The organism is Streptomyces sp. PKU-EA00015, assembly GCF_013387495.1.
Classification (GTDB): Bacteria; Actinomycetota; Actinomycetes; order Streptomycetales; family Streptomycetaceae; genus Streptomyces.
Window position 1 is genome coordinate 41,581 of record NZ_JABZEE010000037.1, and the last position, 26,469, is coordinate 68,049.

At 71.0% G+C, this 26,469-nt stretch carries 20 protein-coding genes; 12 read left to right on the forward strand and 8 right to left on the reverse strand.

The features are described 5' to 3' along the window. Positions 1-12: 12 nt before the first annotated feature. On the reverse strand, positions 13-732 hold the full coding sequence (locus HW130_RS22610) for a class E sortase (RefSeq protein ID WP_177151487.1): 720 nt from the start codon (positions 730-732) through the stop codon (positions 13-15). A 238-nt stretch (positions 733-970) separates the two neighbouring features. Here HW130_RS22610 and HW130_RS22615 point away from each other — a divergent pair, with 238 nt between their 5' ends. From HW130_RS22615 to HW130_RS22635, 5 genes are all read left to right on the forward strand, one after another. Then, the gene (locus HW130_RS22615; RefSeq protein ID WP_177151591.1) at positions 971-1,378 is read left to right on the forward strand and encodes a helix-turn-helix transcriptional regulator; all 408 of its coding nucleotides are present in this window, start codon (positions 971-973) and stop codon (positions 1,376-1,378) included. 56 nt (positions 1,379-1,434) lie between these two features. Continuing rightward, positions 1,435-1,881 carry a VOC family protein gene (locus HW130_RS22620; protein WP_177151488.1) on the forward strand — a complete coding sequence of 149 codons (447 nt, stop codon included), beginning with the start codon at positions 1,435-1,437 and terminating at the stop codon, positions 1,879-1,881. Between the two features lie 66 nt (positions 1,882-1,947). Then, positions 1,948-2,544, forward strand: a complete 597-nt coding sequence (locus HW130_RS22625) for a CAP domain-containing protein (RefSeq protein WP_256356257.1) — start codon at positions 1,948-1,950, stop codon at positions 2,542-2,544. Between the two features lie 384 nt (positions 2,545-2,928). Then, positions 2,929-3,144 (forward strand): DUF397 domain-containing protein, encoded by a 216-nt coding sequence (locus tag HW130_RS22630; protein WP_177151593.1) that lies wholly within the window; start codon positions 2,929-2,931, stop codon positions 3,142-3,144. Positions 3,145-3,236: 92 nt separating this feature from the next. Continuing rightward, a complete protein-coding gene (locus HW130_RS22635) occupies positions 3,237-4,139 on the forward strand; it encodes a helix-turn-helix transcriptional regulator (protein WP_177151489.1) in 903 nt (300 codons plus the stop codon). Positions 4,140-4,164: 25 nt separating this feature from the next. Here the strand turns inward: HW130_RS22635 and HW130_RS22640 are convergent, their stop codons facing one another. Then, positions 4,165-4,977: an SAM-dependent methyltransferase gene (locus tag HW130_RS22640; protein ID WP_177151490.1), complete on the reverse strand. Its 813-nt coding sequence runs from the start codon at positions 4,975-4,977 to the stop codon at positions 4,165-4,167. A gap of 190 nt (positions 4,978-5,167) precedes the next feature. Next, on the reverse strand, positions 5,168-5,620 hold the full coding sequence (locus HW130_RS22645) for a hypothetical protein (RefSeq protein WP_177151491.1): 453 nt from the start codon (positions 5,618-5,620) through the stop codon (positions 5,168-5,170). 303 nt (positions 5,621-5,923) lie between these two features. Here HW130_RS22645 and HW130_RS22650 point away from each other — a divergent pair, with 303 nt between their 5' ends. Further along, complete coding sequence (locus tag HW130_RS22650) at positions 5,924-6,082, forward strand: hypothetical protein (RefSeq protein WP_177151492.1); 159 nt, start codon at positions 5,924-5,926, stop codon at positions 6,080-6,082. 20 nt (positions 6,083-6,102) lie between these two features. On the opposite strand, the gene HW130_RS22655 is transcribed toward HW130_RS22650, so the two are convergent. After that, positions 6,103-6,258 carry a hypothetical protein gene (locus tag HW130_RS22655; protein ID WP_177151493.1) on the reverse strand — a complete coding sequence of 52 codons (156 nt, stop codon included), beginning with the start codon at positions 6,256-6,258 and terminating at the stop codon, positions 6,103-6,105. A gap of 189 nt (positions 6,259-6,447) precedes the next feature. Between HW130_RS22655 and HW130_RS22660 the strand changes: the two genes are divergently transcribed. After that, positions 6,448-7,443 (forward strand): DUF3048 domain-containing protein, encoded by a 996-nt coding sequence (locus tag HW130_RS22660; RefSeq protein WP_177151494.1) that lies wholly within the window; start codon positions 6,448-6,450, stop codon positions 7,441-7,443. A gap of 12 nt (positions 7,444-7,455) precedes the next feature. On the opposite strand, the gene HW130_RS22665 is transcribed toward HW130_RS22660, so the two are convergent. Beyond that, a complete protein-coding gene (locus tag HW130_RS22665; RefSeq protein WP_177151495.1) occupies positions 7,456-8,748 on the reverse strand; it encodes an MFS transporter in 1,293 nt (430 codons plus the stop codon). 214 nt (positions 8,749-8,962) lie between these two features. On the opposite strand from HW130_RS22665, the gene HW130_RS22670 reads away from it, so the two are divergent. From HW130_RS22670 to HW130_RS22680, 3 genes are all read left to right on the forward strand, one after another. After that, entirely contained in the window at positions 8,963-18,037 is a 9,075-nt protein-coding gene (locus tag HW130_RS22670; protein ID WP_177151496.1) for a DNRLRE domain-containing protein, read from the forward strand. 18 nt (positions 18,038-18,055) lie between these two features. Continuing rightward, on the forward strand, positions 18,056-18,304 hold the full coding sequence (locus tag HW130_RS22675) for a hypothetical protein (protein ID WP_177151497.1): 249 nt from the start codon (positions 18,056-18,058) through the stop codon (positions 18,302-18,304). A gap of 194 nt (positions 18,305-18,498) precedes the next feature. Then, positions 18,499-19,764 (forward strand): PP2C family protein-serine/threonine phosphatase, encoded by a 1,266-nt coding sequence (locus tag HW130_RS22680; protein ID WP_256356258.1) that lies wholly within the window; start codon positions 18,499-18,501, stop codon positions 19,762-19,764. A 179-nt stretch (positions 19,765-19,943) separates the two neighbouring features. Here the strand turns inward: HW130_RS22680 and HW130_RS22685 are convergent, their stop codons facing one another. Beyond that, positions 19,944-21,218: an MFS transporter gene (locus HW130_RS22685; protein WP_177151499.1), complete on the reverse strand. Its 1,275-nt coding sequence runs from the start codon at positions 21,216-21,218 to the stop codon at positions 19,944-19,946. Between the two features lie 197 nt (positions 21,219-21,415). On the opposite strand from HW130_RS22685, the gene HW130_RS22690 reads away from it, so the two are divergent. Further along, positions 21,416-22,195: a 2OG-Fe dioxygenase family protein gene (locus HW130_RS22690; RefSeq protein ID WP_177151500.1), complete on the forward strand. Its 780-nt coding sequence runs from the start codon at positions 21,416-21,418 to the stop codon at positions 22,193-22,195. On the opposite strand, the gene HW130_RS22695 is transcribed toward HW130_RS22690, so the two are convergent. Together HW130_RS22695 and HW130_RS22700 are read right to left on the reverse strand one after the other, a co-directional pair. Then, positions 22,182-23,330 carry a glutamate--cysteine ligase gene (locus tag HW130_RS22695; RefSeq protein WP_177151501.1) on the reverse strand — a complete coding sequence of 383 codons (1,149 nt, stop codon included), beginning with the start codon at positions 23,328-23,330 and terminating at the stop codon, positions 22,182-22,184. The genes HW130_RS22690 and HW130_RS22695 overlap by 14 nt on opposite strands. A gap of 71 nt (positions 23,331-23,401) precedes the next feature. After that, the gene (locus HW130_RS22700) at positions 23,402-24,664 is read right to left on the reverse strand and encodes a sodium:proton antiporter (protein WP_177151502.1); all 1,263 of its coding nucleotides are present in this window, start codon (positions 24,662-24,664) and stop codon (positions 23,402-23,404) included. Between the two features lie 260 nt (positions 24,665-24,924). Between HW130_RS22700 and HW130_RS22705 the strand changes: the two genes are divergently transcribed. Further along, positions 24,925-26,286 (forward strand): FAD-dependent oxidoreductase, encoded by a 1,362-nt coding sequence (locus HW130_RS22705; RefSeq protein ID WP_177151503.1) that lies wholly within the window; start codon positions 24,925-24,927, stop codon positions 26,284-26,286. Positions 26,287-26,469 lie beyond the last annotated feature (183 nt).

Sequence of the window (26,469 nt, forward strand, 5' to 3'; positions counted from 1 at the left end):
GCGACCACGACATCAGCGGGCGGGCTCGGCCTTGCGCAGCACACCCACCTTGTCGATGCGGTGCTCGGGGTTGCCGCGGTCGTCACGCCAGAAGTTCCCGGCGGCATTGTCCTCAGGCGTCGCACAGGTCGAGAGCGTGATCATCGCCTCGACCGGCCGCTCGCCGGGACGGCCGGGGACGGCCGCCCGCTGCTCGGCGAGGGAGCGCTCGGAGCGGAAGGAGGTCGTCCGGGTCTCCGTGATCTCGTACTCGTACACGCGGCCGCCCGCCCGGACGAATACCGATTCGCCCTCGTCGAGCGACGGCAGATCACGCAGCGGGCCTCCCGCGGAGAGGCGGTGGGCGGTGACCAGGTAGTTGCCGACCTCGCCGGGGCCGACGCCGCCGTTCTCCCCGTACGGGCTGGCGCCGACGCCGCGGTTCTGGATCCGGGTGCCGGGCCAGTCGTCGGTCGTTCCCTCGTACGGGACGACCTTCAGCTCCTTCAGTCCGATCGACGGAATGGACAGCAGCGCCGTCTCCGTCCGCGGACGGGGCGGCTCGGGGGACGGCGTCGCGGACGCCGTCCCCGTCGCGGGCTCCGTCGGTGTCGTGGCGGGGCGCTCGACCGTGGCCTGCGCCCCGCCTGCCGTCCGGGGTTCCGCGGAGGCTCTGGCGTCCACGGTGCATCCGGCGAGCACGGTCACGAGCACGCCGGCGAGAGCAAGGGGAACAGCTCGGAGAACAGTCATGGGAATCCGGTTCGTCAGCCGGGCGGAACGACCGGCGCTCCGGCGTGGGCACGCCGATCACGCCAATGGCCTCATTTCGGACACAACGACGATATCCGACCGGATGTTCCCTCCGTCCGGCCGACGGGCTGTCTCCCTTCGATCCGTGCAGGTCAGCGCCTATGTCAGTGCCGCATGCCAGCATGAGGACGTGACGAACCTGGCCCACCTGAAGCAGCTGAGGCTTGCCAAGGACGCGATGGACCGCGACTGGATGGAGCCGCTCGACCTCGACGCGGTCGCCGCCCACGCGGGGTATTCGCGCTATCACTTCGTGCGCGCGTTCAAGGCGGTCTACGGGCAGACGCCCGGCCAATACCTGTCGGGCCGCCGCATAGAGCGGGCCGAGGAGATGCTCCGCACAGCGAACCTCTCCGTCACCGAGATCTGCACCCTCGTGGGATTCACCAGCCTCGGGACGTTCTCGGCCCGTTTCAAGCGGCAGACCGGTGTGTCCCCCAGCGAGTACCGCGCGCGGCACGTCGGCCGCGGCGCCGCGCTCATACCGGGGTGCTACGCGATGCTGTGGGCCGGCGGCTTCTCCCCGGCGAAGGAGCCGCCCGGGCGAAGGGGCGCGGGAGACCGCAATTCTGAAGAAGCGGGCTGAGCGGGCCACTGCCTACCGTGGCAGGGCAACGGACACCCCTTCCCCAGGAGCACGTCATGATCAAGGGTCTCGCCATCGCCACCGTCTGGGTGCTGGACCAGGACCGGGCCAAGGAGTTCTACACCGAGAAGCTGGGCCTCGAGGTGCGGACGGACATGACCATGGGCGAGGGCGGCATGCGCTGGCTCACCGTCGGGGCCGCGGACCAGCCCGACGTGGTGCTCACGCTCATGGTCCCCGGCCCGCCCGCCATGGACCCCGAGTCCGCCGAGGCCATGAAGAAGCTGGTCTCCAAGGGCATCCTCGGCGCGGGCGTGCTGGCGACCGACGACATCCACGGCGACTACGAGAAGCTCAAGGCACGCGGTGTGCAGTTCCTGCAGGAGCCGCAGGAGCGCCCGTACGGCACCGAGGCGATCTTCCGGGACGACTCCGGCAACTGGTTCTCCTTCACCCAGGCCCGCAAGGGTGACCTCGACCTGGACAAGGACTGGGCGTGCTGACGGCGGGCAGGGAAGGGAAGCGGACCCTGCACCGGCCCTCCTCCTCTGCCCGAAAGCGAGACGCCCATGCACCACGAAGACTCCGCCCTGCCCGCAGGCGATGAGGACCGGCCGCGCGGGCCCGCCGCGGTGCGTACCACCGCGACAGCGGCGGTGGCCCTCGCCGTCGCCGTGAGCGGGCTGCTCGGCGGCCGCGCCGTCGCCCAGGAGTCGCTGCCCGCCTCCGGCGGCGCGCCGCTGGGGGCGGCCGCTCACAGCGACGACGCGCCCGGGAAGGCCACGGAACACGCGCGGCGGATCGTCTCCCTGGTGAACGTGCACCGGAGGCGTGCCGGATGTGCGCCGCTGCGCATCGACGACCGGTTGCAGGCCGCGGCCCAGGCACACGCCGACGACATGGCCGCCCGCGGCTACTACGCGCACGAGAGCCCTGAGGGCCGCGACGGCGGTGACCGGCTGAAGGTCCGGGGGTACGCGTGGAGCCGCTGGGCCGAGAACATCCACCGCGGCCCCGCCGGGCCCGCCGCGACCGTCGCGGGGTGGATGGGCAGCGCGGTCCACCGGGAGAACGTCATGGACTGCCGGCTCGAGTACACCGGCGTCGGCATCAGCCTCAAGGGCAACGGCCCCTGGTGGGTCCAGGAGTTCGCCACCCGAGACTGAGCGCACAAGGCACCGGCTCGGCGGTCGCGGACTGCCGTCGAGCAGACCGCAGGCGGTCGTGACAGCGCCGACCAGAACGAGCCCCCTCCCGCCGGCGACCCGACACCCGCCGCCGACGGGCGCGGCTGCTCGGGACTCGGGTCCAGGCACCGGACCCGTCATGCCGCATCGCCCCGACCCCCATGACGCCGGTGCCCGAGGGCCCGACAGGTGAGTCGCCACGGGTCATGTCTTCCTGCAGGACGCGCTGTTCGACAGATGACGCAGGACGAGTATTGTCGAGCACGGCCCCGATGATGCAATTGCAGCTGGGATTGCACGCGTGTTCGGGGTGACCGGATCGCGAGCGGCGAGGGGTTGGTGGGAGTGGAGTTCGTCAACGGCATGGGGGCCGGAGCGCTGGCCGCGGTGACGTGGATCAAGAGCAGCCACAGCAACGCCACGGGAAACTGCGTGGAGTTGGCCGCCCTGCCGGGAGGCCGGATCGCCGTCCGCAACTCCCGTGACCCGCAGGGGCCCGCGCTCGTCTACACCCGCGACGAGATCGCCGCTTTCGTGGCAGGCGCCCGTGACGGTGACTTCGACGGGATGATCGGCTGAAAATCGCACCTTCCGGAATGTCCGGTCCATTGGTGCGCACCGACATGTGCTGGGATACTGGCGCCTTCCCATGGTCTCCGCAGGAGTGTGTGATGACTGCCGCCGATCCGAGCCCGTCGTTGTTCGTTCGGCCGCTGGGAGCGGTCGAGAGCAACCCGACCGCCCTGAAGCTCATTCTGGGCGGCAAGTTGCGCGAACTGCGGACGAGCGCGGGTCTCGACCCCGCCGATGTGGACGGCAAGCTCGGCTTCTCACGGTCGAAGACCAGTCGTACCGAGCTGGGCCGCCACGGCTGCAAGCCCTCCGACGCGCTGGCCCTGCTGAGCCTCTACGGGGTGCAGGAAGAGAACCAGGTAGCCGAGTTCATGCGCCTCGTGCAGCAGTCCCGCCGCTCGGACTGGTGGCGATCCTTCAGCGACGTTCTCTCGGACTTCTTCACGCCGCTCGTCGCCCTGGAGGGCGCCGCCGCCACGATCCGTACCTACGAGCCCTTCTACGTCCCCGGTCTGCTCCAGACGCCCGCGTACGCGCGCGCCGTCGTCCGGTCGGGGCCGGGGCAGCCGCTCGCCCATGACGTCCAGCGCCGCGTCGATCTGCGGCAGGAGCGGCAGCGGCAGCTCGACCAGCCGGACGCGCCGCGTCTGTGGGCGGTCATCGACGAGTCCGTACTGATGCGCTCCGTCGGAGGCCCGCAGGTGATGCGCGAGCAGCTGCGGCACCTCGTCACGATGATGGGGCGCTCCCACGTCACCCTGCAGATCGCACCGCTCGACGTGACGGCCGCGGTGGGTGTGGGCACGGGCGTGAGTTGTCTGCGCTTCGCGCTCCGTGACCTCAAGGACGCGGTGTACATCGAGCACCTCACGGGCAGCACCTTCACGCAGAAGCCGGCGACCGTCGAGCAGTACCGCGACATGCTCGACCGGCTCTGCGCGTGCGCGCTCACCCCCAAGGAAACGCTGCGGACGCTCCAGGAGCGTCTGGCAGCGATGTGATCCCGGCCCGGCGGCCGGAGCCGGCTCAGGCGAGCCGGCCCACGCCGCCCCACTCGATCCATTCGTCCGTCTGCTGAACCGGCGCCAGGTCGGTGTCGGGCCGCCAGGTGGAGACCTCCACCAGGCCGGGCTCCAGAATCTCCATGCCGTCGAAGAACCGCCGGACCTCGTGCTCCTCACGGACGCGGCCCCAGTTGCCGCCGGTCGCCTCGGCCATGTAGTCGGTGACGAAGGTACGGATCTCCGGACGGTCGCTCACCAGCTGACAGACCACCAGGTAGCTGCCGGGAACGAGCCGTTCGGCCACGCGCCGCACCAGTGCGCCGGGATCGTCCTCGTCCGGGATGCAGTGCAGCACCGAGACGAACAACGCGGCCACAGGCCGACTGAAATCGATCAGCCGGGTCGTCTCCGCGTGGCCGAAGATGCCGTCGGTGTCGCGCATGTCGGCCTGGATGACGGCCGTGCGGTCGTTCTCGTCGAGCAGAGCCCGGCCGTGGGCGAGGACGATCGGGTCGTTGTCGACGTAGACGACGCGCGACTCTGGGTCGACGGCCTGGGCCACCTGGTGGACGTTGTCCTGGGTGGGCAGACCGGAACCGTGGTCGATGAACTGGCGGATGCCGTACTCGCTCGCCAGCAGACGCACCACCCGCCGCAGGAAGTTGCGGTTGTTGACGGCCAGGACCTTGGTGCTGGGGACCTGCTTCAACAGCTCTTCACAGGCGTCGCGATCCGACTGGTAGTTGTCGTCGCCCCCCAGGAAGTAGTCGTACATACGTGCCACGCTGGGCACCTTGGTGTCGATGGCGTCCGGGCGCCACGACTCGCGTCGCATCCAGTCCTCACCCGCGTCTGTGGAAATCAGGCTGTGGGACGGACATGCTAGGGAGTGCACGCGCGGCGGTACAGATGAAGCGTCAAGTGACGCCCTGTGCACGGCGCGTTTCGGTCACGGTCCGTCGGGACGGCGTACGTCACCGAAGGTGCATGGAAGCGGGCCGGGCACGCCGGACGCCGGTCGGCGGTCAGCCCACGATGCGGACGTCCAGCTGCACGCACGCTTCCAAGGTGTTGTTGTCGCCGGTCACCTGGATGCTCACGTCGACGTTCTGACCTGCGAGCAGCGGGGGCGGGGCCATCTCGTACGCGACGGTGTAGAGCTCGCCGGCCGCCACGGCGCCGACCGCACCCCGTGTGTACGCGAACCGGCCGAACGTGCCCTCGGTCCGCACATGGAGTTCGGTGGCCGCGTGGGAGCGCGCCGGGCGGAAGTCGAGTTCGAACCGGGTCGTCTGTCCCACGTCGAGGGTCACCGGACCCGTGTCCGTCTCCGCGTGACCGGAGACACGGAAGGCGGAGACCTGGCCGCTCCCGCCGCACTCCTCGGCCGGGCCCACGGGACCGGCGTGGGCGGGGGCGGTGGACAGCATGACGAGGGCGAGCGCACAGGCGGCGGCAGAGTAAGTGAGCTTCTTCACGCCCGCTCCAACGACGCGCCCTCGTGAGGGTCACCCGTCTTGCGCCGTCCGGGCTCCCCCCGGTGTGCAAATACACCCGAATGGCGCACAGCTCGCGTATCGACCCGCGGTCGGGTGCCCGAAGCCCGGTGAGGCGGCGTGCCCGGAGGTCACGCGGTGTGCCGGCGCGGGGGCCGACGGCGAAGTGGCGCGGGCCCACCCCGTACACTCGGCCCCTGCTTCCGGCAGTACCGCGTGAAGCCCGTGCCGTTGCGCGGATCCGTGAGGGCGCGAGCCCAGGGCAACCGAACGAAGGGACCTATCGTGAGCTCCGCAGACAGGGCTGACGCACCGATCTACGACAGCCTGGTCGAGGAGCGGGGCGACGTTCCCGCGGATGTCCGGCAGACCGCCGAGGAGACGCTGCGCGAGGTGAGCCGCACGCTCGACTTCGAGCTGCAGGGCTTCGCGGCACGCGGCTAGCCGTCCCGGACGGCCGGGCCTCAGCGGTTCACGCCGACCGCGAACGAGTAGAGCCGCAGCTCCGGGCCCAGGGCCCTCTCCTCGGCATCGGCCGGCAGGGGCTGCCTCTCGCTGGACGGCTCGAAACTGCCCTTCGCCCCCGCCTGAGGGCATGCGGCACCCTCGGCGAGCGGCACCAAGCTCCGCCTACTCGTCGGCGCTGCCCGGTTCCGGTGACAACGCTGCTGCGGCCCGGCCGGTACCGCCGGGACGGCGCCGGATGTGCGCGCCTGTCCACGGCCGTCTCCCGCCGGACGCCGCCCCCCGTCCCGGGCTGTCGCCACCCCGTCTTTCGTGGTCCACTTGAGGGAACGGGAGCCGGGCCGATGAAGACACGACGAGGACAGCACCACAGACGGAGCGGCGGGGCCGTCGCCGCCCTCGCCGCCGCCTCCCTCGCGCTCGGGCTCTTCGGCTGCTCGGACGGAGGCGACCGCCCCGAGCCGACCCGCCCGCCGACCTCCGCGCAGCAGCGCACCTCCTACTTCACCGGCCTGCCCGCCGAACCGGGCCCGGTGCTCGCCGTCAAGATCGACAACGTCCGACCCGCACGCCCGCACACCGGGCTCGACGCGGCCGACCTCGTCTACGTCGAGCAGGTCGAGTCGGGCCTCAGCCGTATCCTCGCCGTGTTCTCGTCCCGGCTGCCGCCGCAGGTCGGCCCCGTACGCAGCGCCCGCGAGTCGGACCTCGAACTGCTCCGCCAGTTCGGCCGGCCGGCGCTCGCCTACTCCGGCGCGCAGTCCGCGCTCGGACCGCTGATCGACGCGGCCCCCATCGTCGCCCTTCCTCATGGCAGGGCGCCGGACGCGTACGTCCGTGGCAGCGACCGCCCGGCCCCGCACAATCTCTATCTGCTTCCCGGCAAGGTGCTCGCCGCGGCCCGTGGCGTGAGCGACGCCTCCGACATAGGGCTGCGCTTCGGCGCCGCCCCGGCGGACGGGAGGCCGACCGCGGAGCAGACGGTGCGCTACCCGTCGGCCCGGTACGCGTTCACCTGGTCCGCGGCACAGAAGAGGTGGCTGGTGGCCATGGACGGGACCGCGGCCCGGACGACGGACGGGAAGCGGCTCGCACCGGCGACGGTGGTCGTCCAGTACACGGAGGTCCGTCCCTCGAAGTTCCGTGACCGCGGGGGCAGCGTGTCCCCGTACACCGAGACGGTCGGCTCGGGCCGGGCGCTCGTCCTGCGCGACGGCCGTGCCTTCGACGCCCGCTGGCAGCGCGATTCGGCGGCGGGCGACACGGTGTTCACGACCGCCGCGGGGGAGCGGCTGAACTTCGCCCGCGGCCAGGTGTGGATCCTCCTCACCTCCCGCTGACCCCAGCGTCGGTCAGCGTTCCAGCTCCTTGTGGGCGCTCTCCGGCAGCCTCAGGTACACGGCCGACGACACGAGGCACAGCACGGCGACGTACCAGGGGAACAGATCCGGACGGTCCAGCTCCTTGAAGAGCGTGCCCACATAGGGGGCCGTGCCGCCGAAGACGGCGACCGTCAGCGAGTAGGGGAACCCGATGCCCGCGGCCCGCACCCGCGCCGGGAACACCTCCGCGTTCACCGCCGCCGAGACGGCGGTGAAGCCGGTCAGCAGCACCATGCCCGCGCACTGCACCAGCAGCAGGGAGACGAACGAACCGTTCACCGCCTTCAGCAGCGGCACGCTCAGCAGCGCGAACCCCAGCCCGAAGAACAGCAGCGCCGGCTTGCGTCCGAAGCGGTCGGAGAGCAGCCCGCCGACCGGCTGCAACAGTGTGAAGAACGCGAGTGAAAGGGTGCCCGCGAGCAGCGCGTCGGCCTTGTCCATCCCCGTGTTGAGCTCCGCGTACGTCGGCAGGTACGAGGTCCAGGTGTAGTACGCCAGGGTGCCGCCGGCCGTGATGCCGCAGATCAGCAGGGACTCGCGCGGATGGTGGCGCAGGGCGTCGAACAGCCCCGGCCGCGCGGCGTGCTGCTGTGCGGCGCTGCGGGTCTCGTGGGCGCTGCGCCTGATCCAGAAGCCGACGAGGCTGAGCAGCGCGCCCAGCACGAAGGGCACCCGCCAGCCCCAGCCCTCCATCTGCCCTTCGCCGAGCCGGCTCACCAGCAGCGCCGCGACACCGGATGCGGTGAGCTGGCCGATGGAGGTGGAGACGTACTGGAATGACGAGAACAGGCCCCGCCGCCCCGGCCCGGCCGACTCGACGAGGAACGTCGTCGACGCGGCGAACTCGCCGCCCACGGACAGGCCCTGGAGCAGCCGGGCCACGACCAGGACCACCGGCGCCAGGATTCCCGCGGCCGCGTACGTCGGTGTGAGGCCCACCAGCAGGCTGCTGCCGCCCATCAGCAGGATCGTGACCGTGAATGCGGCGCGCCTGCCGTGCCGGTCCGCGACGGCGCCCATGATCAGGCCGCCGACGGGGCGCATGAAGAAGCCCACGGCGAAGACCGCGAAGGTGGACAGCAGCGGCACGAGCGAGTTGCCCGAGCTCTTGGGGAACACCTGGTCGGCGATGTAGGCGGCGAGGAAGGTGTACGCGTACCAGTCGTACCACTCCACCGCGTTGCCGACCGAGGCCGCGAGCAGTTGCCTGAGCGGGCGCCGGGTGTGCGGGGCGACGGTCCCGACGGAGGCGGATTCTGTCATGATCGCGACCATCCCCAGCCCGGCCCGCCGCTACACATGCCGCGAGCCCACCGCGACGTGAGACGCCCGGCGGCGCCTCAGGAGCCGAGTCCATGATGCACCGTCACATCCCAACTGGCGCTGATGTCTTGAATATCCGATCGCTTGACACGCTCATTTCATTTCCCCCACAACTCTCCCTTGACGACCGAGACCACAGGTTGAGGGAGAGACGATGCATGGAAGACGTGCACGGCGCTGGCTGATCGTCAGCAGTGTCGTCGCGCTGGCCGCCACCGGCGTGCCGCAGCCGGCTTTCGCCGCACCACCCCCGGGCGACGGGCCGGGGCTCGTCGAGGGGTTCAGGAACTTCCTCGGCCTGGACGAGGACGACACCGAGGCCGCCGAGCCGCCGGCACTTCCGGACACGGGTGTGCCGCGCAATGATCACCTGCCCAAGGGCAGGAACGCGGCGCCCGCGAAGCGGATCAAGGAACTCGAGGACCGGCGCACCGCCAACGCCCGCTACTGGCAGCTCTCCGACGGCCGGGTCCAGTCCGAGGTCTCCGCCGTCCCCACGCACTACCGGGCCGGCGAGGACTGGAAGGCCGTCGACACGGCCGTCAGGGCCGCGGACCGCAAGGGCTTCACGCACGCCAACACCACCAACGTCGCCCGGACCTACTTCGGTGAACGTCCCGGCGAACTCGTCCGGTTCGAGCTCGACAAGGGGCACTGGGTCGCCATCGGCGTCAAGGGCGCGGCCGCCGGCCGGCTCACCCCCGAGGTCGACGGGTCCACCGTCACCTACAAGGACGCCCTGGGCCGCGGCACCGACCTCGCCTACACCGTCGGCAACGGCACCGTGAAGGAGGGCATCGTCCTCGGCGGCGCCCCCTTGGAGGCGCCCGCCTACGAGTTCACCCTCACCACCCACGGCCTGACCGCCGAGCGGCGGGGGAACGGCTCCATCGCCCTCCACAGCGAGAGCTCCGGCCCCGCACGGCCCGAACTGGTCATCCCCGCGCCCTTCATGACGGACGCGAAGAAGGACCCGCAGGCCGCCTACGGAACAGCGAGCAGCGACCGCGTCGAGCAGAGGCTCACCGGCGGCGACGGTTCCTACACCCTCACCCTGCGACCCGACGCGGCGTGGCTGAAGGCCCCGGAACGGCGCTATCCGGTGGTGGTCGACCCCACGATCTCCATCGCGCCGACCTCCACCCAGTCCCAGGACGTCATGATCTCCTCGGACGGGCCGGCGTCGAACTACGACGGGAACTGGCGGCTGTCCGTCGGCAACACCAGCACCGGCTCCTCGCGGGCCCTGCTGAAGTTCCCGCTCGGCGCGGTCCCGGCCGGTACGCAGCTGGACTCCGCGGACCTCAAGCTCTACTACGACCAGACCCACACCACGGGTGACACCGAGGTCCAGCTGGAGGCGCACCGCGCCACCGCCGCCTGGGACGAGACCACCGCCACCTGGAACAACGCCTCCGGCATCACCGGAGAGCTGTCCGGCACCTCCGTCCTGGTCGACGACGGCGACGCGGGCACCACGGCGGCCAAGGGCGCATGGCCAGCCTCCGGGAACACCGCGTACACCCAGTACGCGGTCAACAAGGACTACCTCTACAACAAGGACGCGGTCGCCGGCGACACCTACACCTGGCAGCCGAACCTCCCCGAGGACGGCGACTACCAGGTCGAGGCGCACTACGTGCCGGCGTCCGACCGCGCCACGAACGCCCCGTACACCGTCACCTACAACGGCGGCGCCAAGACCTACGCGGTCGACCAGCGCGCCGGCAGCGGCGGCAGGTGGACGACGCTCGGCACCCACCCGTTCAAGGCGGGCACCGCCGGCAAGGTCGTCCTCGGCGACGGCCCCGCCTCCACGTCCACCGCCGTCCTCGCCGACGCGCTGCGCTTCACCAAGGGCGGCGTGGTCACCAAGAAGCCGGGCACCTCGAACACCTGGCACTCCTTCAGCGTGACCAAGACCGTCCAGTCCTGGATCAACGGCACGAACGCCAACCACGGCTTCGTCGTCAAGGCCGGTGACGAGAGCGCGAACGGGCCCAGGGGCGGACCGCGTTACGAGGCGGCGGAGTACGCCTACAAGGGCGAGGTCGCCAACTATCCCAAGCTCGTGCTGACCTGGGGCCGCCCGGGCGTCACCCTCGACGCGCCCGAGGTCATCCGGGCCACCGGCGCCGAGCTGAAGTGGTCCGCCTACCAGGACCAGGACCCGGTCGCCGCCGGCGACGACATCGTCGAGTACCAGGTCCACCGCAGCGTCTTCCAGACGTTCAAGCCGTCGTCCCAGACGCTCGTCGCACCGGTCCCCGCCGGCACGACCACGTTCGCCGACACCACGGCGACCCCGACCCCCGCCGACTCGGCCGACTCCTTCGGCAACGTCTTCTACTACATGGTCGCGGTGAAGACCCGGGACGGCGAGATCATCCCGGCGCCCACCCAGATCGTCCGCCTCCCCAAGGCGGGCCGCACCACCGTGGTCCTCCAGGGCAGCGCGGCGGACACCACCCTGTCCTCCGCTCAGGCCACCACCGGGCACGACACCGTCGCGGACGGCGGCATCGCCCACCCGTGGCTGTCCGTCGGCAACAACTCCGGCACCTACGGCAAGACGCGTGCACTGCTGAAGTTCCCGGCGCTCAGCCAGGTGCCCACCACCTCGCGCGTACTGGAGGCCCAGCTCGACCTGTGGGGCACCACGACCACGACCGGCAGCGCCGGTGCCGTGTACGAACTCCACGGCCTGAACCGGGACTTCGACGAGAGCACGGCCTCCTGGAACAACGCGACGGCCACCACACCGTGGACCGCACCGGGCGGTGACATCGACACGGCCGTCGCCGACACCATCTCCACCGTCACCAACGACCCGGCCCGCCAGTCCTGGTACGTGACCTCGCTCGCCCAGTCCTGGGTCACCACCCCGGCCGCCAACAAGGGCGTCGCCGTCAAGCTCAAGGACGAGTCCACGGCCGGCCCGCAGGAGCGGACGATCTTCCTCTCCTCGGAGGCGGAGGAACCGCAGCTGCGCCCGCAGCTCGTGGTCACCTACATCGACAAGTCGACCGACTCGACGTACTTCGCCCCGGACACCCCGGCGCGGATGATCCCCGGCGACGAGTACACCGTCGACGTCACGCTCACCAACACCACCACCGGCACCTGGAAGGCCGCCGACCAGGTGCTCTCCTACACCTGGTCCCTGCCCGACGGCACCGACGCAACCACGGGCGGCAACCAGCTCCGGACGGCTCTGCCCGAGGACGTCCTTCCCGGCGAGACGATCACCGTCAAGGCCGCCCTGAAGGCCCCGATCAACTCGGACTCCGGCAACAAGCGCCTGGAGTACGTGCTCAAATGGGACCTGCTGAACCAGGCGGCGGGCACCTGGCTGTCGGCCACCGAGTCCATCCCCGCCCTCACGCAGAACGTACGCGTGGAGGACCCGACCTCCGACCAGCTGGGCCTGGAGAAGTTCTACGCCTACACGGGCAAGAACACCGGCGCCGGCTCGTCGCTGATGAACAACCTGTACGCGGGCAACACGGTCTGGCAGTACAACGCCTTCACCAACCCCGGCCGCGGCCTCGCCACCTTCGCGCGCTTCGCGTACAACAGCCAGGACACCTCCGACACGGTCCTCGGCCACGGCTGGTCCGCACAGGCGGCGATGCCGCTGCGGCTCGGCGCGGCCCTCGACTTCCACCCCAACCCGGACCCGCGTGAGGTGACGCTGCCCGACGGCGACGGCACCGCGCACATCTTCCGCAAGCAGGACGACGGGACGTGGAAGGCCCCGGCCGGTGTGCACTACCTGCTCCGGCAGGGAGCCGGTGCCGACTGCACCCCGAACAAGGACGGCGACCCGCAGGCCTGGTCCCTCACGCGCCCGGACCGCACCCAGTTCTTCTTCGACTGCGACGGCTACCTGACGTCCGTCACGGACAAGAACGGCAACACGCAGACCTACACCTACGAAGAGCGCAAGTCCAACAACAAGCCGGTGAAGTTCCTCCGGTACATCACCGACCCGGCCGGCCGGCAGACGCTCACCGTCGACTACTGGACGAAGGCCGACACCAGCAGCCCGAAGATCATCGACCACGTCAGGTCGATGTCCGACGTCTCCGGGCGCAAGCTGACCTTCGACTACTCCGACAAGGGGCTGCTCACCAAGCTCACCGACGGCGCGGGCTCGGCCCAGCCGAAGGTGTTCGTCTTCGAGTACGACGCGACCCAGGGCAACAAGAACGTCAAGCTCGTCAAGGTCACCGATCCCCGCGGCAACGCCACCTCGCTCGACTACTACTACCCGAACGAGGGCGACGACCCGAAGTTCCACTGGAACACGCAGACCATCACCGACCGCCTCGGCGGCACCACCGGATTCGTCTACACCGATCCGGACGGCACGGCGGGCTCGTTCATCGAGACCAAGGTGACGGACGCCGAGAACCACACCACGACCCAGTCGATCGACGGCTACGGACGCGTCAACAGCATCACCAACGCCAAGGCGGAGACGACGAAGTTCGCGTGGGACGCGGACAACAACGTCACACGTCTCGAAGAGGCCAACGGAGCCGTCACCACCTGGTCCTACGACCCGAAGACCGGCTATCCGCTGGAGCACAAGGACGCCGAGGCCAACAAGAACGGCACCGCCGGCCGCACCTTCGTCTACGCGACCGGCCTCGACGGTCACATCGCCGACCTGTTCCAGAAGAAGTCACCCGAGGGCCGCACCTGGCAGTTCGGGTACGACGCGCTCGGCAACCTGACGTCGACGACCGACCCCAAGGGCGTCGCCACGCCCACGGCCGGCGACTACACCTCCACGTCCCAGTACGACGCGTACGGACAGGTGACCAGGTCGACCGACGCCAACGGGCACGCCACCGTCTACAGCGGTTTCGGTCCCACCGGCTACCCGTCGACGATCACCGACCCGCTGACCAACCCGTCGACGTTCGCGTACGACGCGCGCGGCAACGTGCTCAAGGTGATCAACGCCAAGGGCGCGCAGGTCACCCAGAGCTACGACACCTTCGGCAGGCCGCTCGAGAAGAAGGAGCCCAAGGACCAGGCCGCCGGCGTGTTCATCACGACTCCGGCGCCCGTCTACGACGCCAACGACAACATCACCCGGGCGACCGGGCCGAACGGCACGGCCACCACGTCCGTCTTCGACGCGGCGGACCAGCTGACCGAGGCGACGGCGCCGGGCGACCTGGCCACGGATCCGGTCCGCAGAACCACCACGACCTACGACAAGGTCGGCAACGTCATCACGGTCACCGACCCGAAGGGCAACGCGACCGCGACCGCGGGCGACTACACCACCACGACCGCGTACGACGCGATCTACCAGCCGGTCCGGGTCACCGACGCGGCGGGCGGCACGGTCACGTCGGAGTACGACAAGGTCGGCAACCTGACCAAGCTGGTCGACCCGCGGAAGAACGCGACCGCGGACACGAGCGACTACACCAGCCTGTTCGCGTACGACCTGAACCACCGCGTGGTGAAGACGACCGACGCCATCGGGAAGTTCACCACGGCCCGCTACGACAAGGACGGCCTCACCGTCGGCCAGACCGACGCCGAGGGCAACGAGACGCTCGCCGTGTACGACGAGCGCGGCGCCCTGGTCGAGTCCAGGCTGCCGGTCAGCAAGGACGGATCGGGGACCGTCTCGTACCGCACAACCAGGTACGAGTACGACCAGGTCGGCAACCGGACCAAGACGATCACCCCGCGCGGTGTCGCCACCACCGACGACGCGACGGACCACACCTCCGAGACCGTCTACGACGAGCTGAACCGGGTGAAGGAGGAGCGCTCGCCCTTCGACAAGGACGACGCCCGGTACAACACCCCCGACTCGACGTTCTACTTCTACGACACCGTCGGCAACCTCAGCTCCGTGTCGGCACCGCCGTCGGACGGCCAGACGGTCCGCAACGTCACCGAGTACAGCTACTACGACAACGGCTGGACCAGGACGGCGAAGGACCCGTGGGACATCACCACGTCCTACGACTACAACGAGCTCGGCCAGCAGACCAGGAACACCCTCACCTCCGCGGGCGGTTCCCAGCAGCGCACCATGACCTGGGACTACTACCCGTCGGGCAACCAGAAGGCGCGGTCCGACGACGGCGTCCCCGTCGGCAGGCACGTCGTGCTCGTCGACAGCTCCGACTTCAACAACACGGCGACCCAGGGCAACTGGAGCCGCACCCAGGCGGAGCAGCAGTACGGGTACGACACCTACTCCCACCCGGCCGGCACCGGCGCCGACCGGTTCAACTGGCAGCTCAACATCCCGCAGAACGGCACCTACGAGGTCTTCGTACGGCACCCCAAGGTGACCGGCGCCGCGAGCGACGCCAGGTTCACGGTCGACCACAACGGCGGCAGCACCACCAGGACCGTCGACCAGACCCGTGACACCGGCACCTGGATCTCACTGGGCAGCTACTCCTTCGTCGAGGACGGCCCGCAGAAGGTCAGCCTGTCCGACCAGGCGAACGGCACGGTCCTCGCCGACAGTGTGAAGCTCGTCCGGTCCAACGCGGGCGAGAGCGACAACGAGAAGAAGGACTTCACCTACGCCTACGACGCCAACGGATTCATGGTGGAGGTGAAGGACAACTCGCCGGGCGCGAAGATCGACACCTACAAGATCGCGTACGACGGTCTCAACCGGATCGCCAAGGTCGAGGAGCTGGCCACCGGCACGGTGAAGAACACCACCGCCCTCACCTACGACGAGAACGGCAACCCGCTCACCTCGACCCACGACCTGACGTGGTCGAAGATCGACTACGACACCAGGGGCCTGGTCTCCAAGGTCACCAACGCCGATTCGCCGACCGCCGGCAATCAGCAGATCACCACGATGACCTACACCGCCCGCGGGCAGCTGCTGAAGCAGACCAAGCCCAACGGCAACACGCTCGACCTGACCTACTACCTCGACGGTTCGGTCAAGCAGTCCGTCGAGAAGAAGTCCGGCGGCACGGTCGTCGCCCAGCACGACCTCGAGTACTCGCCCAACGGGCACCGCTCCAAGGACGTCCTCAAGCTGATGAACGCCGACGACAACGCGGCGTACATCAACAACACCTACACCTTCGACTACGACCCCCAGGACCGCATCGCCCAGGTCACCAAGGCCGGTGACAGCCCCGGCACCGAGAAGTACACCTACGACCGCAACAGCAACGTCGTCGAGCAGACGGTCAGCGACCTCACCACGACCCACCGCTACGACCGCAACCGGCTGCTGTCCTCGTCCGCCGGCGGGGTGACCTCCACCTACAACTACGACCCGCTGGGCCGGCTCGACACGGTCAGCACCGGCGGCGAGACCACACAGAAGAACTACTACGACGGCTTCGACCGCACGGTGAAGACCCGTGCCGGCACCGGCGCCGCCGCGGTGACGACCGCGTACGTCTTCGACCCGTTCGACCGGACCGTCTCCCAGACGACCTCCGGCGCGGAGTCGAAGACCACGGCGTTCACCTACCTCGGCATGGACAACCAGGTCCTGCGCGAGGAGCTGAACGGCAAGCCCGACACGGACTACCAGTACCTGGCGGGCGGCCAGCGTGCCACCCAGATCAAGCACAAGGACGGCGGCACGAAGGAGTACTCCCACTACGTCACGAGCCCCCGCGGGGACGTCGAGGCCATCACGAAGGAGGACGGCAACACCCGCGCCACGTACGGCTACACCGCGTACGGTTCGGACGACACGTCGCAGATGACCGGAGCGGACAAGCCGGACACCGCCGACCCCGACAAGGACGCGTACAACGCCTTCCGCTTCAACTCCTCCCGCTGGGACAAGGCGTCGGGCACGTACGACATGGGCTTCCGCAACTACGATCCGGGGCTGAACCGCTTCCTGACCCGCGACTCGTACGGCGGCGCCCTGGCCGACATGGCCCTGGCCACCGACCCGTTCACCGGCAACAGGTACGCCTTCGCCGGCGGCAACCCGATCAGCTTCGTCGAACTCGACGGACACCTCTTCGGGCTCTCGCTCTCCGACATCGGGCACGCCGCACTCGACGTGGTCGGCCTGATCCCGGTCGTGGGTGAAGTCGCGGACGTCGCCAACGGCATCTGGTACGCGGCCGAGGGCAACTACGTCGACGCCGCGCTGTCCCTGAGCTCGGCGATCCCGCTGGTGGGCTACGGCGCCAGCGCGGTCAAGGCGGGCAAGTACGCCGCCAAGGGCGCCGAAGCGCTCGACACCGCCAACGACGTCCGCAAGACCGAGGACAAGGTCGACGACGTGGCCGACGCCGCGACGCCGCCGAAGCCCAAGGCCGACGAACCCGAGGCACCGGCGAAGCCCAAGGACGAGCCGGAACCGGCCACCTGCCCGAACAGCTTCGTGCCCGGCACCAAGGTCGTCCTCGCGGACGGCAGTCTCAAGGACATCGAGGCGCTGAACGTCGGCGACCAGGTGGTGGCCACCGACCCCGAGACCGGGGACACCCGGCCCCGTACGGTCACCGACACCCGTGACCACAGGAGTGGAAAGGACCTCGTCACCCTCACCGTCGACCCCGACGGCGAGCAGGGCGCCGCCAAGTCGGGCAAGATCACGTCGACCGCGTCGCACCTGTTCTGGCTGCCGGACTACGGCACCTGGGACGAGGCGGCCGACCTCGAGTCCGGAATGTGGCTGCAGACCGCGTCCGGTACCTGGGTGCAGATCACCGCGGTCGACACCTCCCACCGCACGGAACGCGTCCACAACCTCACCGTCGAGGGCGTCCACACGTACTACGTGGTGGCCGGTGGCACGTCCGTCCTGGTCCACAACTGCGGACCCGACGCCGAGGACGTGGCCAACTGGGTCGACGAGGGCGGCGATCTGCGCGCGACGCCCCCGAGGCCCGGCATGCCGCCGAACGCCTACAACTACCAGTCCGGCGTGGCCGGTGGCCGCTCCAACCCGGCGACGGGACGCGGCATGGCACCGCAGCTGGAGATGCCGGGAGCCGACGGCATGCCGGTGACGGCGAAGTTCGACGGTGTCAACGGCAACGAGATCATCGACCGGAAGCTGAATCCCCGATTCACCGAGAAGGCGGTGGACCAGGCCCGCCGCCAGGCGGCCACCGCCGTCTACAACGGCCTGCAGGCCGTATGGGAGTTGCCCACCGCCGACGCGGTGGCGGCCGCGAACCGGTTCATGACCTACGCTGGCATCACCACCATCACCGTCCGAATGGCTCCCTAGGTGAATCCGGAACCTCTTGTGAACGCGATCATCACCGCGATGATGCTGATGGAGCATTGCGGACCGGACGAGATCGACCCCGACACGGCGGTGCGCGGCCTGGAGAACATGGGCTACGAACTGCTCCAGCTGACGGGTGACGACCGAGCCGAGTTCCTGGCGCTCCTGGAGAGGATGGCGGCGGCGGCGGACGATCCGCACACCGCGGCGTTCATCCGCTCGGTTCCCTTCGGCATCGGGATGACCGAAGAGCCCGGCACCACCTGACGGATGTCCGTCGGACACGTGCGCCCGGCCGGGGTACCCCGGCCGGGCGCACTGCTGTGGGTGCCGCCACCATCCGCCGGCCGCTCGGGCCGTGCGGCGGACATCGCGCCTTTCGACTGCGTCGCTGCCCGGCCCGCGGCCCTGTCGCTGATGTGATGGCGTGCGTACGAGCGGCGCTTGCACGGAGGTGGCCTTTGTCGGCACGGCACGAAGGGCAGGGGCAGGGACGGGTGCGGGCACGGCTGGCGGCGATCGAGCGGGCCCTCGACGTCATCGGCACCACGCTCGACGAGCAGACCGTGTGCGCGGAGCTCGCCCAGTTCCTGTGCCCGTCCCTGTGCGAGGCCGCGGCCGTGGACCTCCTTCCCGAGGACGTCGCCACGGACCGGCCGCACGCGCACGGCCCGCCGACCCGCACCTGCGCACGCGGCCGCCACGACCTCCTGGACGCCGGGGCCGACGCCGCCGCGCAGTCGGTGGCAGCACTGGACGAGGGCCACGCCATCCGCACGGTCACCACCCTCACGGGCGGCCGGCCCGTCACCCACCTGCACGTACCGCTCCTCGCCCACGGCCGCGCCTACGGCGTGCTTCTCGCCGCCCGGCCGGGCGAGGGCTTCACCGACGACGAGACCGCGACACTCCACTACGCGGCCCGTCTCGCCGCCGTCCTCATCGGCCACGCGCGCGCCCACGCCTCCGTCCGCAGCACCGCGCTCAACCTCCAGCGCGCGCTGCTCTCCGAACCCGGCAGACCGCACCCCAACCTGGAGGTCGCCACCCGCTACCTGCCGTCCGGAAACAGCACCCTGGTGGGCGGCGACTGGTTCGAGACCGTGCGCCTCCACTACGGGCGCACCCTGCTCGTCGTCGGGGACGTGATGGGCCACGGTCTCGACGCGGCCGTCGACATGAACGCCTACCGCTCCGCCCTGCGCTACATCGCCTCCGCGGACCTGCCACCGCACCGGGTGCTGCGCCAGCTCGACGAGACCGTGGCCACGAACGCCGGCCGCCGCCCGGCCACCTGCCTGCTCGTTCGCGTCGATCCGGCTCGGCGGGTGGCCGCGTTCGCCAGCGCAGGCCATCTGCCGCCCGTCCTGTTCGGCGCCGACAACGCAGCCGAGGTCGTGCCCGTCCCGGTCGGCCCGCCGCTCGGCACGGGGCTGGGCGGATACGAACTCATCACGCGCACCATGGCTCCGTCGCAGACCCTGCTGCTGTTCACCGACGGCCTCGTCGAGCGCAGGGGAGAGGACATCGACGTCTCGCTGGCGCGGCTCTCCGGACGGTGGCTGCGGCCCGGCGCCGGTGTCGAGGAACTGCTCGACACGGTCGTCGACCGCTGCGACGCCCAGCACGCCGAGGACGACGTCGCGGTCCTCGCCGCCCGCATCCGCCGCCGCCCCCGCCCCGAGGCCCAGGAGTCCGTGACGCCACCGCCGCCGGACACGACCTGAGCCGCGCCCGCGCCACCCGCCGGCGTGCGGAGTATGGGATACGGCCTCCACATCACCCGGCGCGAGCCCTGGTCCGAGGAGAGCGGCCCGGAGATCACGGCGGCGGAGTGGGAGACGGCCGTGGCCGACGATCCCGGCCTCGTCATGCTGCCCGACCCCGGCGCGAGGACGCACGGCCTCTACGCCCTCGGCAGTCGCCGTACCGACGGGATCGCCAGCAGCACGCCCACCACCAGCGCCCCGAGCACCACGCCGCCCAGCAAAACCTGCCGGGTGCCGAGGACTTCGGAGGCGGGACCGGCGAGTGCCCTGCCCGCCGCCAGCATCAGCAGCGAACCGGCCACGTCATAGGCGTGCAGACGGTTCAGCGCCTGCTGGGGCACATGCGTCTGCACCGACGTCGACCACATGACGAGCCAGTACGCGAAGGCCGTTCCGACCACGAACTGGCCGACGCCCAGCGCGACCACGGACACGTCGGAGGCCAGCAGGGCGAGGTTCACCGGGACTCCGACCAGGGCCACCGCACCCGCCGCGAGCGGACGCGCGGGACGCGACCGCAGCGCCAGCAGACCGCCGACCGCGCTGCCCGCCCCGTTCACCGCCATCAGCAGCCCGTACGAGGCCGAGCCGTGCCGGTCCGTCACCAGCGCCGCCGTGAGCGGCAGCATCGGCCCGAGGACGGTCAGCCCGTACACCGTCCAGACCGCGATCACCTGCCACAGCCAGCTGCGAGCCCTGAACTCGCGCCATCCGTCCGCCAGTTCCGCCATCATCGACCCGCGCCGAACCTGGTCGTCCGGCAGAGGAACCAGCCGCATCAGCGCCAGGCACACGGCGCTGACACCGAACGTCGCCGCGTTCGCCCCGAAGACGGCCCCCGCGCCCGCCAGCGCGACGACCAGCCCGGCGAACGCGGGCCCGGCCATCGTCATCAGCGCCTCAATGACCCGCAGGACGGCGTTCGCACGCTGGACGTCCGTCGATATCCGCGGGACCGTGCTCGCCACCCCCGGCTGGAAGAGGGCAGCGCCGACGCCGCTGACCGCGCTGAGCGCGTACACCGACCACAGGGGCGGACTGCCCGCGGCGAACAGCACGGCGAGCGTCGAGGCGCCGGCGAGCCGGAGCACATCGGCGATGATCATCATGCGGCGGGCCGTGAACCGGTCCGCCAGCACCCCGCCGAAGAGCACCAGAAGCGCGAACGGCCCCATCCACGAGCCCAGCGCATACCCGACGGAGGACGCGGGACGACCCGCGCCGAGCAGGCCCGCGGCGAGCGCCACGGGCACCATCCCGTCACCGAAGACGGCGACGGAACGCGCCACGAAGAAGAGCCGGAAGTTGCGGTTCCACAGGCTGGGCGGTTCGGTCGCCGCTGCCCGACCGTGGGCGCCGGCCGTTGCTGGAGAGGCGGGAACCTGCCGGCCCGCCGGAATCTTTTCCGTCACGGATGTGACATGTATCAGCCGAGAGGTCTGGACCACCAGGGGTTTTCGCGGTCCCGGGGCAAGCGCTTGCGCGGAAGCCGCGCGAACCCCCGGCCACCGGAGCCGCGTGCACGGCGGCTGGTTGGAGCACGGGGACGGGGGAACCCGGGGGACCCGGGGACGGGAAGCCCAGCGCGCTCAGGAAGGCGGTCGGACCCATGGAACCCCACCTCGACACCCGAGGCCCCGCGGTGGACACCGACCGCACCGGCGGCAGCACCCCCGCGGTCGACGACGCGCGTGCCGCGCTGGCGTCGACCGGCGTGTGCTTCATGCCCCCGGAAACGGTGCTCGCGTCGCTCGGCGCCGACGGGCCCCGCCGGCCCGAGTGGGCCGCGTTCGCCGCCCACTGGGAGGACCTGGCGGAGGACCCGTACGCGGCACAGCGCGGTACGCGCAGGCTGCGCCGCTACGGCCACTTCGCGTGGGATTCCGCCACCGGCTGCGTGCGGATGCTCCCGCACGAGGTGTTCGTGCAGCCGGACCACACGAACCCGCTCTACGACGCGGTCGACCGCCACTTCGAGCCCCTGACCCGCGCGTTCGCCGACGACCCCGTCCTGCGGTCCCTTCTCGGCCTGCTGGGGCGCATGGCGCGGGCGCTGGACGGGGCCGGGGAGTGGAGCGTCAAGGTCCATCCGTTCCGCGTGGTCGCGACGGCCGACGGCGCGGGGGAACCGACCCCCGAGGGACGCCACCGCGACGGCGTCACCCTGGTGTCCTCGCTGCTCGTGGCACGGAACAACGTCTCGGGCGGGGAGAGCACCGTCTTCACACCGGAGGGACGTCAGCTGCTGTCGACGACGCTGCGCGACCCCGGAAGCCTCCTGCTCAACGACGACCGCGCCACACTCCACGGAGTGTCCGCCGTCCGTCCGGTCGACCCCGCGCGCCCGGCGCACCGCGACGTCCTGGTCACCACCTTCACCGCCGCCTGACGGCATCGGCATCGGCCTCGGACCCGGACCCGGCGAGGAGGCCGTCCACGACATCCGTCAGCCGGGAGCGCCGTTCCCACAGGGCACGCTGCCTGCGCGCCCCGCACCCGCGCGCGGCCAGCCGCCCGACGAACGCCGTCACCCGCTGCAGATCCCCGCACTCCTCCAGCACCTCCCGCACCTGCCCCACCAGACGGGCCGCCTGGGCCTCGAACGGCACCACCTCCTCGGTGGTCCCGTCCAGGCCCGCACCCTCCCAGCCGTCCCGCGCCGCCCGCCAGTACGAGGCGCGCAGCAGCTCACCGCAGGTGCGCGGGCCCGGATCGCCCTGCCGGACGAGAGTCACCGAACGCACCACGAGCGCCCGTACGAGTGCGGCGAGAGCCGCGGTGTCCGCCGCGTCGGCCGGAACGTCCATGACGCGGACCTCCAGCGTCGGCACGCGGGGGTTGGGCCGCAGGTCCCAGAACGGGTTGTTCGCGTCGAGCATCGCCTCGGACGCCTCCAGGGCTGCCGTCAGCCGCTCGTAGCGCGCCAGCGAGTCGGCGTACGGCGGCGCGCCCAGCGCGGGGAAGCCGAGCCGCACGACGGTGCGCCAGCTCGCGTAGCCCGTGTCGCGGCCGTGGAAGAACGGCGAGTTGGCGCTCATGGCCACCAGCAGCGGCAGCCAGGGCCGCACATGGTTGCCCGCCAGGACCGCGGTCTCCCGCTCCGGCACGTGGACGTGCACATGGGCGGAGCAGACGGTGAAGTCGTCGAGCATGACGCCGAACTGCCGCACTCCGGCCCGGTAGCGCGGGTGGTCGCCCACCACCCGGGCCCCGGGACCGCCGATGACGGGCGTGCCGCTCGCGCACAGCCCCAGACCCTCGGCGCGGGCGGCAACGGCCGCCGCCGCCCGTACGGACTCCAGCGCCCGGTGCACCGCCCCGGCGTCGGCGCACGGCGGGGTGCGCACCTCGATCTGGCTCTCGTGGAACTCGCCCGCCACCAGGTCACCGGCCGTTGGCCGGGCACGTGCCACGACGCGGGACCCGGCCGGTTCCAGCGCCCTGCTGTCCGCCCGTACGACGAAGAACTCCTCCTCGACCCCGACGGTCGGCATCCGGCCGTCGCCGGACACCGGCTCGGGCATGACCACCACCTCCGCACGGCCGGGTACCCCCGCGAACCGGCTCGATGTCCGCGAGCGCCTGCGGCCGGCGGTCACGGCGGTTCCCCGGACCTGCGGCGCAGGCGGTCCAGGCGGGTGATGACCGGGGTGGCCGCGGCGCCGTGGACCATCACGGACGTCAGGACGGTGAACGCCACCACCGCCCACAACTGCTCGGCGCGGCCCGCGAAGCCGTCGTGGCCGAGGGCGTACGCGAGGTAGAACAGCGAGCCGATGCCCCGGATGCCGAACAGCGACGTGACCAGCCGCTCCCGGGGGCCGGCCGGGTGCCCGATCTGGGCGACCCAGCCCGTGACGGGGCGGACGACCAGGAGGAGCAGACCCGACAGGAGCGCCCCTTGCCAGGTGAGGGCCGCGAGCCCGCCGGTGGCGAGGAAACCGCCCAGCAGGAACAGCAGAACCGCGGTCAGCAGCCGCTCGATCTGCTCGGTGAACTCGTGGAGGACCTTGTGGTAGCCGTGGCTGCGCTCGGCCGCACGGATCGTGCAGGCGGTGACGAACACGGCGAAGAACCCGTAGCCCTGCAGCAGCTCGGCGATGCCGTAGGACACGAACGTGGCGCCCAGGGCGACGAAGCCCTCCATGTGTTCCGACAGCCGCAGCGCCGACGCCTTGGCGCGGAAGAACATCCGGCCGAGGAGGCGGCCGGTCACCAGACCGGTCGCCAGTCCCACGGCTCCCCGGCCCAGGACGTCCGTCAGCAGCCAGCCGCCCAGCCAGTTTGCCGACCAGCCGGAGCCCGCCGTCGCGGCGAGGGCCAGAGCGGCGAGGACGAAGGGGAACGCCAGCCCGTCGTTGAGTCCCGCCTCGCTGGTCAGGGTGAAGCGCACCTCGTCCTCGTCCTGCTCGGCGTCCGTCGGCTCCCCGACCCGTACCTCCGCGGCCAGTACAGGGTCGGTGGGCGCCAGCACGGCCGCCAGCAGCAGGGCAGCGGCCGGCGGCCAGCCCAGCAGCCACGCCGCGGTCGCCGCCGTCGCCGCCACGGTGAGCGGCAGGGTGATCCCCAGCAGACGCCATGTTCCCGCCCACGCCCGCAGCCGGACCGGCCGGTTGATCGCGAGGCCCGCACCCATCAGGGACACGATCACGCACACCTCGGTCACGTGCTCGACCCACAGCCGGTCGCGCACCGGGTCCACGGTCGGCAGCGGGAAGGGCAGCACCGCCACGAGCACCCCGGCGGCCAGGAACACCATGGGCATCGACAGCGGTCGCCTGAACACGATCCGCGGCACCACGGCGGCGGCCAGCGCGCCGATTCCCAAGGCCGCGTAGACGGCGTCCGAGAGCATCATCCCGGCCATCCTCACTCACCGCTGTCGACCCGGCAGGTCAGGCGCGTACCCCGCACACGCCCTCGCACGCGTCCGGCGGACGCGGGGCCGGTCCCGTGCATGGAGGCCGGGCCTCCGGGTAACCGGGCTTGGCGGGCGGCGGGTGCGTCGGGGCGGGAGAACGCCGTGCTGCCGGCTCGTCCCGCGACTGCGCAAACCGCCTGGGCGGCAGGACAGGCCCCGAAGGCGGGAGACCCGCCGACTCGGAAGGGACGGACACCGTGGCACGACCGACGATTCTCGTGGTGGGCGCCGGATTCGCAGGAGTGGAGTGCGTACGCCGACTGGAACGTGAACTGTCCGCCGCCGAGGCGGAGATCCTGCTGGCCACACCGTTCTCGTACCAGCTCTACCTGCCCCTGCTGCCCCAGGTGGCGGCCGGCGTGCTCACCCCCCAGTCGGTCGCCCTCTCCCTGCGGCGCAGCCGCAGGCACCGGACCCGGATCATCCCCGGCGGAGCGATCGGCGTCGACACCGCGGCGAAGGTGTGCGTCCTGCGGAAGATCACGGGCGAAACGGTGGTCCAGAGGTACGACCGGCTCGTCCTGGCCCCCGGCAGCATCACCCGGACCTTCGACATCCCCGGCCTCCTCGAGCACGCGCGCGGCATGAAGACGCTGGCCGAGGCCGCCTACATCCGCGACCACGTCATCGCGCAGCTCGACCTGGCCGACGCGAGCCAGGACGAGGCGGAACGGACGTCCCGGCTCCAGTTCGTGGTGGTCGGCGGCGGATACGCCGGCACCGAGACGGCCGCGTGCCTGCAGCGCCTCACCCACCACGCCGTGAGGCGGTACCCGCGCCTCGACCCCCGGCAGATCAAGTGGCACCTCGTCGACATCGCGCCCAAACTGATGCCCGAACTCGGCGACCGCCTCGGCCTCGTCGCCCTGGACATCCTGCGCAAACGCGGGATCGAGGTGTCGCTCGGAGTGTCGGTCGCCGAGGCCGGGCCCGAGAAGGTGACCCTCACCGACGGCCGCGTCCTGCCGAGCCGCACGCTCATCTGGACGGCCGGCGTCGCGGCGAGCCCACTGGTCGGCACGCTGGACGCGGAGACGGTCCGCGGCCGTCTGGTCGTGACCCCCGAGATGACCGTCCCGGGCGCCGACGGCGTGTTCGCCCTCGGCGACGCCGCGGCGGTGCCGGACCTGGCCAAGGGTGACGGAGCCGTATGCCCGCCCACCGCCCAGCACGCCCTGCGCCAGGGACGCAAGGTCGCGGGCAATGTCATCGCCTCGCTGCGCGGGCGGCAGTTGCAGCCGTACGCGCACAAGGACCTGGGGCTGGTGGTCGACCTGGGCGGCAAGGACGCCGTGTCCAAGCCCCTCGGCATCGAACTGCGCGGCCTGCCCGCACAGGCCGTGGCGCGCGGCTACCACTGGTCCGCGTTGCGGACCAACGTCGCCAGGATCCGTGTCATGACCAACTGGATGCTCAACGCCGTCGCGGGCGACGACTTCGTGCGCACCGGCTTCCAGGCGCAGAAGGCCGGAACGCTGCGGGAGTTCGAGTACAGCGACGCCTACCTGACGCCGGAACAGATTCGCGAGCACACGGCCTCGCTGCGCGCCCGCACCTGATCCCCTCCGTGGCCGCCGGATACCGCTGCCTGTCCTTACCGGCGCGACCGGGCCGAGCGGTGCGACCGGTCCCTTCCGTCGGTGCCCCGGGCGCGCCGGGCCGGCTGCGGCCCGCCGGCCCGATGGCAGATCTCGGCCGAGCGAGCCGGGATCGGCCGTGTCCTCCGGTGGGTCCCGGCAGTT